Below are 1592 nucleotides of genomic sequence, written 5' to 3'. Positions count from 1 at the left end.
ACTATCAAGTATATCCAATACCTGAAGATTTAGTGCCAAAATCAGGTCTTTTATCATTAGGTAGAAGTAGTTCTAAAGAAAAGGGTGAATTAATAATAGAGGAAGCTTTAGATGGTATGGTTAAAATATTAAAAAAAGAGTTTAAAGGATTATAGTATTTATAAAAAATAATGGTTTTCAATTTTAAATTGAGACTATTATTTTTTTGTAATGTTAATATAAATTGAATTTAAAATAAAATTAAATGACTAAATTAAACAAAGGAGATGAAGTATATGAAAATACAACCAATTTATATAATTGCAGTTTGTTTAGCTTTAATAATATTTATAATGTTATATAAGGATGAAAGAGTAGGAGCTAAGTATTTAGGAACAGTAAAAAAGTTTATAATGATTTTGCTAGTTGCAGCAATTGCATACATATATGATCCTAGAATTGGATTAATAATAGGATTTACATCAGGATATACAGGAGTTACAAATTTTGATAAGGATTTTAATGGAAGATTTATATTAGAGTCAGTAAAAATTATTGTAATGCAAATGTTAGTTGGGGTGGCAGCTTATTTGTGTAGCTTTAATGAAATTCTTACAATAGTAGCATCAGCCACAGTTATCTTTGCAATGTACTATTTTTTCACACATAAAAGTAAAATGGCAAGAGGTAGAGGATTTTTATTAACATATATTATTTTATTAGATCAGAAAGTTCCAAGAGCTGATTTTAAAGGAGTATTTGGATGCTTACTTATAGGAATTGTTCTATCAATAGCATTTTATTATTTCTTTACTCGTGATACATACTATAAAGAATCAAGAATATTAGAGTTTAAAACTTTAGCTCAAAGCTTTAAACCAAGTAATTTCTTTGTAGAAGAAGATAGAGATGAAGATTTCAAAAGAAAGAAGCTTAGACATGCAATTATTTCAACAATTTTAATGACTTGTGCAGTTTATTATATGATATACTTTGGAAATCCAGAAAGTATGTGGATTATTATAGTAGCTTCAGCAATTTTAGTTATAGATCCAGTAACATCAGAAAAAATGATTATAGATAGAACTCTTGGAACAATTATTGGAGCTATTATATTTTTAGTTATACATAAATTTATTCCTAGTGTTGAGCTTACAAATATCTTTATATTTATTGCAATATTCTATCTTATGTTTCCTATGGCGTATTATAAAAGAATGGTGTTTATTACATATTTTGTATTAGAAATACATTCAAGATTATCTAGTTATTCACCAGATTATCTTGTAGGCTATAGAATAGGATTTACAATTATTGCAGCTATTATAGTATTAATAATTATTGCTATAGAGAGTAGGATAGCATTAAGAAAAGAGAAGAGTTGATAGTATATTAGTTATAATTATAAGGAGCACTGATTATAAAAAATTAGTGCTTTTTTTATAATTAAATAATATAGTTACTTTACGAAAGCTTAAGTTATAACTAAAATAGAATGGTAAGAACAAAAGAGAAGAGGAGAAATTTTAATGAATTTAACAAATGAAAAAAGAAAATCAGGAGGGTTGGCCTTTATAATTTTTATAGGCTTTTTAAGTGCGTTTATACCAATG

General features: G+C 25.4%; 1 protein-coding gene. It reads left to right on the top strand.

Annotated elements, in window-relative coordinates; translation table 11 throughout:
• Window positions 1-275 precede the first annotated feature (275 nt).
• A complete protein-coding gene (locus tag ACRDDY_RS14180; RefSeq protein WP_438565600.1) occupies window positions 276-1364 on the top strand; it encodes an FUSC family protein in 1089 nt (362 codons plus the stop codon).
• Window positions 1365-1592 lie beyond the last annotated feature (228 nt).

Source organism: Clostridium sp., assembly GCF_051656525.1.
GTDB lineage: Bacteria > Bacillota > Clostridia > Clostridiales > Clostridiaceae > Clostridium.
This window is presented reverse-complemented; position numbering and strand designations above follow the sequence as displayed.

Bases quoted from the DNA above. Each gene is read 5' to 3' on its own strand.
- ACRDDY_RS14180 (WP_438565600.1), top strand. From the start codon at position 276: ATGAAAATACAACCAATTTATATAATTGCAGTTTGTTTAGCTTTAATA.